At 46.2% G+C, this 6,015-nt stretch carries 4 protein-coding genes and 1 pseudogene; 2 read left to right on the top strand and 3 right to left on the bottom strand.

The features are described from left to right. Positions 1-234: pseudogene (locus B7Y67_RS09530) on the top strand (5-(carboxyamino)imidazole ribonucleotide synthase); the annotation flags it as partial. A gap of 2 nt (positions 235-236) precedes the next feature. Next, positions 237-1,331 (top strand): L-threonylcarbamoyladenylate synthase, encoded by a 1,095-nt coding sequence (locus tag B7Y67_RS09525; RefSeq protein WP_293598439.1) that lies wholly within the window; start codon positions 237-239, stop codon positions 1,329-1,331. Here the strand turns inward: B7Y67_RS09525 and dacB are convergent. From dacB to B7Y67_RS09510, 3 genes are read right to left on the bottom strand one after another with little or no spacing between them, the layout of a single operon-like run. Further along, positions 1,277-2,845 (bottom strand): D-alanyl-D-alanine carboxypeptidase/D-alanyl-D-alanine-endopeptidase, encoded by a 1,569-nt coding sequence (gene dacB / locus B7Y67_RS09520; protein WP_293598438.1) that lies wholly within the window; start codon positions 2,843-2,845, stop codon positions 1,277-1,279. The genes B7Y67_RS09525 and dacB overlap by 55 nt on opposite strands. Positions 2,846-2,893: 48 nt before the next feature. After that, positions 2,894-5,323, bottom strand: coding sequence for a response regulator (locus B7Y67_RS09515; protein ID WP_293598437.1), 2,430 nt, complete (start codon positions 5,321-5,323; stop codon positions 2,894-2,896). 7 nt (positions 5,324-5,330) lie between these two features. Then, entirely contained in the window at positions 5,331-5,954 is a 624-nt protein-coding gene (locus B7Y67_RS09510) for a response regulator transcription factor (protein WP_215301983.1), read from the bottom strand. Positions 5,955-6,015 lie beyond the last annotated feature (61 nt).

Genomic DNA, 6,015 nt, shown 5'->3' with positions numbered 1-6,015 from the left:
GTCTCTATGCTCAATCTCTTGGGTGATCTTTGGTATGAAGGTAGTGAAGACAAGACAAGAGAGCCTGCTTGGGATAAGGTGCTCTCGCATCCAGATGCCAAGTTACATCTCTATGGAAAATCCGATCCACGCATGGGTCGCAAGATGGGTCACATCAATTGTTTGGGTGAGTCACTTAACCAAGCGCGTCAAAATTGCGTAGCTGTTGCGCTTGAATTAGGGATTGAGCCCTAGAAATGTCCAGCGATAGTAGCTCACTACAATCATCTGCGGTAATTAACGAAGCAGTACAAACTTTGCGAGATGGTGGCTTAGTTGCCTTTCCGACTGAGACTGTTTACGGCTTAGGGGCAGATGCGAAGAATCCTGATGCAGTTAAGCGGATTTTTACCGCTAAAGGCAGACCATCCAATCATCCGCTCATTGTCCATTTGGCAGCCCCTGATAGGTTTGATCAATCCCAAATCGATTGGGTTCCAGTTCTATCGCCCTGGGTAAGAGACTTATCAGAGGATGCCTTAAGACTCATTAATGCCTTTTGGCCAGGTCCACTGACCTTGGTCTTTAAAAAAGATAAAAGCGTTTTAAACGAGCTTACCGGCGGTCAAGATACCGTGGCGATTCGGGCGCCTGCGCATCCGATTGCACAAGAATTGCTGCGTAAGTTTAAGGGTGGGGTGGTTGCTCCTTCGGCTAATCGTTTCGGCAAAGTATCTCCTACGAGCGCTGCTGATGTCCGTAGCGAGTTTGAAGGTATGTTGGAGCTCATGATTTTGGATGGTGGTGACTGCGAAGTCGGCATTGAATCGACCATCATTGATTTATCTTCTGGTGAGCATCCAGTCTTATTGCGCCCAGGCCTCATTACTCCAGGAGAAATTTTTACCAAGACGGGTATTAAAGTCTATTTGCCTGGTGAAAGTGATTTAGTGAAGCAGGGTGGAGATGCACCAAGAGTCTCTGGTAGTCTTCGTGCCCATTACGCTCCGACAACCCCTCTCAGAATGTATGCGCCGGGCAGAGTCTTGGATGCACTCAGCGAGTTCCCAGATATTAAGTCGCGGGTAGCAGTTGCTGTATGGGATTCAGACTCTTCATTAGGCGATGATGGGCATCCATCAGCTCATTTTGAGGAAGTGATTGTGCCTAGTGATAGTGCTGCATTTGCGAGTCGCTTGTACCGCTCTTTGCGAGATTTAGATCAGCAAGGCTGGGATCTAATTCTGTTTCCGGAGCCTCCGGTGGGCGAGGAATGGGATGGTGTTCGAGATCGACTTCAACGCGCCTGTTTTGGATCTGGCCCATCATTTAATAGCCATGCCAAGAGTTGATCGTGCGCATCTAGACCTTTCAAAGCATTTGGATGGTTTATGAAAGAGGTCACAGCGTACATTTTTCCAGACTTACTCATCACATAACCTGATATTGCCCGTACATCTACGAGTGCTCCAGTTTTTATTCGGGCCTCAGGCTTTTTCTTCAAATGCAAAAATTTCCGCAAATGTGCCATGAGACGGTTTTTCATCGTGCCATCTGTGCCTGCAATTGGTAGGCTGTTATAAAAAGTATCTGCTACCGATAAGTTGCGGGCTGCAACCAATAGTTGAGTCAAATGCTCGGCTGATACTGCCTCATTACGAGATAGGCCGGAGCCATTTTCAATTACGAGTTCCGGAAACTGAAGATCCAATCCCTTTAGCCAGCTCTGAATCACCAGCTCACCATTTTCAGTAGTCGCTGGTTTACCCATCTTTTCTAATGCTAAGGTCAACATCAATTGCCTTGCCATTACATTGTTGGAAAACTTATTGATATCTTGCACATCATCAGCCAAAGGGATGCCTTCAAACTGCAGCAGCAGTCGCGCCGCTAGGGGAACGGTACCAGACTTTCCGGTGGGTGCTTGAGCCCAAGTACCGCCAGAGAGCTCCCAGGCTGCAGCAAAGCCTTGGGCAAGGAAGGTATTGGCATCTAAAGCAACGACGTTGTAGTTCACCCCTTTGCAGGCATTAGGAAAGCTGCCAGAAAACTGAGCAGTCAGTAATTGGTTGGTAGTAGCCCCATCACCCTCGGGATCCAGGTTAAAACGAAGATTGCTTTTCCAGTCATCACAAGACCGATTGACCAACTGCATTTGGTTAACCACTTTGAGTTTGGATAGTGGTGGCGTGTAGCTGATATCGATAAAGTCAGCAGTGCGTGACTTACCTAGTTGAAATGAGAGGGTTCTAAAAGCGTACAGCAGGGGATCTGGTGGGACGTTATAGGCGCGCAAAGATTCGCCATCGATCGTGTTGTGTTCCATCACGCTAGGCGCATAGGCGCTTCTATCAAAGAATAAGTTGCCATCAATTTTCTGGATGCCCAAATTCTGTATAGCGTTCATCATTTTGGCGAATTCTTCGGGGATTAGCTTTGGATCGCCGGTGCCTTGCAAATAGAGATTGCCTTTGAGAGTACCTTGACGAATAAGTCCATCGGTATAAATGTTTGTACGCCAACGATATTGAGGCCCTAGGACATCTAATCCTGCGAGGGTGGTGATGAGCTTCATGGTGGATGCAGGGTTCATTGCCTGCTGCGAACGCCAGTCTACCTCTGTTTTTGCTGTCACTTTTCCTGGTCGAGCCTGATCAATTTCCATTACTGAAATACTGATTGCATCTTTGGGAATCTGATTTTTCTCAAGGCTAGCTGCTACAGCCTTAGGTATGAACTTCAGAGCGGCGTCCTTCGATGCCAAGTCCGCAGAGTACGCCTGAGGGGCCAGGAGTAGGATGGCTAGCCCAAGCAACACGACGTGAGCTTGGGCTAGGACTGAGCTTGAAGAATTCTGAGTACGCATTCCCTATAGGATAAACCTTGATGCCCAGCCTACGACAACAGCCACAAATTAATGCCGATATCTTTTCTTATAAGTCTCAATAGTTTGATTTTGTTCTTCGAGTAGGGTGACGAATTGATCTATGCGATCTGAAAGTGGCCCCTCAATTTCAAGCGATTCACAGGCATGGATAAATTCGTTGGCTTGCAACAGTTGTGCTCCACCTTTGACTTTATGGATCAGACTTCGTAACTGCGCCTCATTGATAGGGGCTTGACCACTATTTAACCGAAGCTGACTCAGAACCTCTAGATGTACCTTTTCAATTTCTTCCAGGATTACGACGATTTGGCGGGGATCGTCTTTAATGAGATTGGAGAAAGCGTCAAATGAGTAGACCTCATTACTACAGACGGGGTCTTGGCTGGACTCAAAATAGCGCATGAGTTCATTCTCAAGAGCACCAAGACTTAGCGGCTTGATGAGCACGCCATTCATACCGGAGGATAAAAATTGGTGGCGGGAGTCTAAAGCGTAAATATCGGCTGTGACAGCAATAATGACTAATTCACGATTACCCAGGGATCGGATTTGTTTAGCCAATTCAGAACCTTGCATTCCGGGCATAGACTGATCTGTGAGCATGAGATCAAAATGGTGGTCTTTCAGTAGCATGAGTGCAATGGCAGCATTCTCACAAACATGGGTGTGTATTCCTAATGCCTCTAATTGCAAAGACAAAATTTGTCGGCTGGCTGGGTGATCTTCCACTACTAAGGCATGAATGGAGCAGTTTTTCCTTCCCGCCCTTTTCGAGATCAAGTTTTTGGATGGCGATTCTAATGAGTCGAAGCTAGTAGGCTGGGGAGCAGCAATACTCGTTCTAGGAAAGGCCACCGAAAAGTGAACATTACTTCCAAAGCCTGGAGCGCTTTCAAAGTAGAGATGACTGTTCATGGAGTTCACTAGATGATTGGTGATCGTCAGTCCAAGCCCTGTACCCCTAGCTTGTTCAGAATGGCAAGATTCCTGCGTAGTCGGTAATTGCTCAAAAGCTTGCAGAGCCAATTTAATTTGCTCGCTGCCCATGCCCACCCCAGTATCGATTACTCTGAACTCAAGTAATTGGCCAGCATGATCATCTGCCAGTACGGTGGTGGAAAAGTACACCTCACCTTCCTTGGTGAACTTAATTGCGTTGCTCAGTAAGTTTTGCAGAACTTGTCGTAGACGCAATGAATCAATCATCAGAACTTCAGCGATTCTGGGGTCAATCGAGGTATGTAGAAGAAGATTTTGTTTCTGGGCTACCGTGGAGAACGCCGCATGAATATCCATGATCAATTGATGTGGATTGCACGGTTCTAGATTGAGGGTGAGTTTGCCAGCTTCAATCTTAGAAATATCCAGTACTTGATTGAGCATCCCTAAAAGCGATTCAGCTGAAGCTTGAGCGCTCTTTAATAGCGGTTTATCTTTTTTAGGAAATTGCGCGCTACTGAGTAGCAGCTCTTGAACTCCCAAGATGGCATTCATGGGAGTGCGAATTTCGTGACTCATGGTTGCGAGAAAAGCGGATTTGGCTGCATTGGCCTTTTCGGCTAATTCTTTGGAGTTCAGTAACTCAAGAGCAGTTTTTTTCTGATGAAAATACTTTCTTTGGAGCTGGTAGAGCATCACCCCACCAATAATGAATACCAATATTGCGCTTAGCCAGGGTAGTAGGCTTGATTTTGGCTTGGCCTCATCACCTAAGGCAAAGAGCTGGCGTGAGGCAATGGGATCCAAGTCATTTAAAAAGTGACTCAATACATCATGCAGGGGAGCATCTTGATCTGAGATTAACCAGCGATAGGCAAATGGATCTCGACTGTAAAGCCCATCTATTTTTAGATCTGAACTTGGGGTTTCTTGTATCAATCGACGCGCTAAGCGGATTGGCATCACCAATGCCTCGATATCGCTTTTGATCAGGGATTGCATCAAGTCATTAGGTGACTGAGCCTCTTTATCTTTGGCATAGTCATCAAAGATGGAGGGCGTATTCTCAAGACCCCTATCAAAGTAGGCAATTTTTAGGATTGGCGAATCCAGCTTGCTTGAGCTCTTAGTGACAATGGCATCATGCCCCCAAAAGATAGCTTCAGACAGGGAGCCAAATTGCAGGACATGGTCATTAATGCTAGGCGGATCAATAATGAAATCCACATCGCCCTTGCTGAGTTGTTTTAAACCTTCTTGATCAGATTTTCTCCATACCGCTACATATTGCTGTCGGGTGCATTCTTCAATTTTTGATAGTAGGGCTTTAAATGGTGCTGCACTTTTTTCCTGATTGGCTTGGGCAAGATAGGGGGCATATTTTTCGTGAATGCTAAATCGCACAACTGGGTGGGCATCGATCCATGATTGCTCTGAAGCGCTAAAGGGGCCGGCGTAAGTTGCGCCACCATAGATGCAGCAGAGTGCCAATACTTTATTCAATATGAATCGATGCATGCTAGCTTTAGCTTTCGATGATGTTGTTCATGCGGCAGAACAAGATCAAATCGGCAATATTGTTAATGCCTAGTTTGTCAAAGACTCTAGTCTTATAAGTCGCCACAGTCTTATTGCTGATGTGTAGTAAGTCTGATATCTGCTGATTGGTGTTGCCTTTGCCGAGATACTTCATGACTTGCAGTTCGCGATCGGATATCAGCGCCAATTTGTCGTTGTCACTTAAAGAGGTGTTGCCGTTCTTCCCATGCGTGAAAAACGTATATCCCTGCGAGATAGCAACACATGCAGCCAGAATGACATCGGCACCAGCGGTCTTATTGACAAAACCATGAGCACCTAAGGATCGCACTCTACCCCCATAGACAGCTTCATCTAAGCTGGATAAAACGAGAATGCGAACGTCAGGGTGCATCAAGCCAATCCGGCGAATGACATCAAAGCCATCGGTCTTGGGCATATCTAAATCTAAAATCACCATATTGGGATTGACTTCTTTGATCGAGCGAAGACACTCTTCCCCATGCTGCGCTTGTCCTGCTATCTCAAAAAGCAACTGATCTTGCAACATACTTTTTAATGCCATCAGCATTGCTGGATGGTCATCTACCAACATCACGCGTTTTCTCATTACTTGTCTCCGTTTAGGTTTTTATGAGGGTGCAGCGAAAAAATGGCCTTAGCGATACGGC

This window comes from Polynucleobacter sp. 35-46-11 (genome assembly GCF_002281105.1).
The sequence above is the reverse complement of the archived record's forward strand: the minus strand, read 5'-3'. Positions and strand labels throughout refer to the sequence as shown.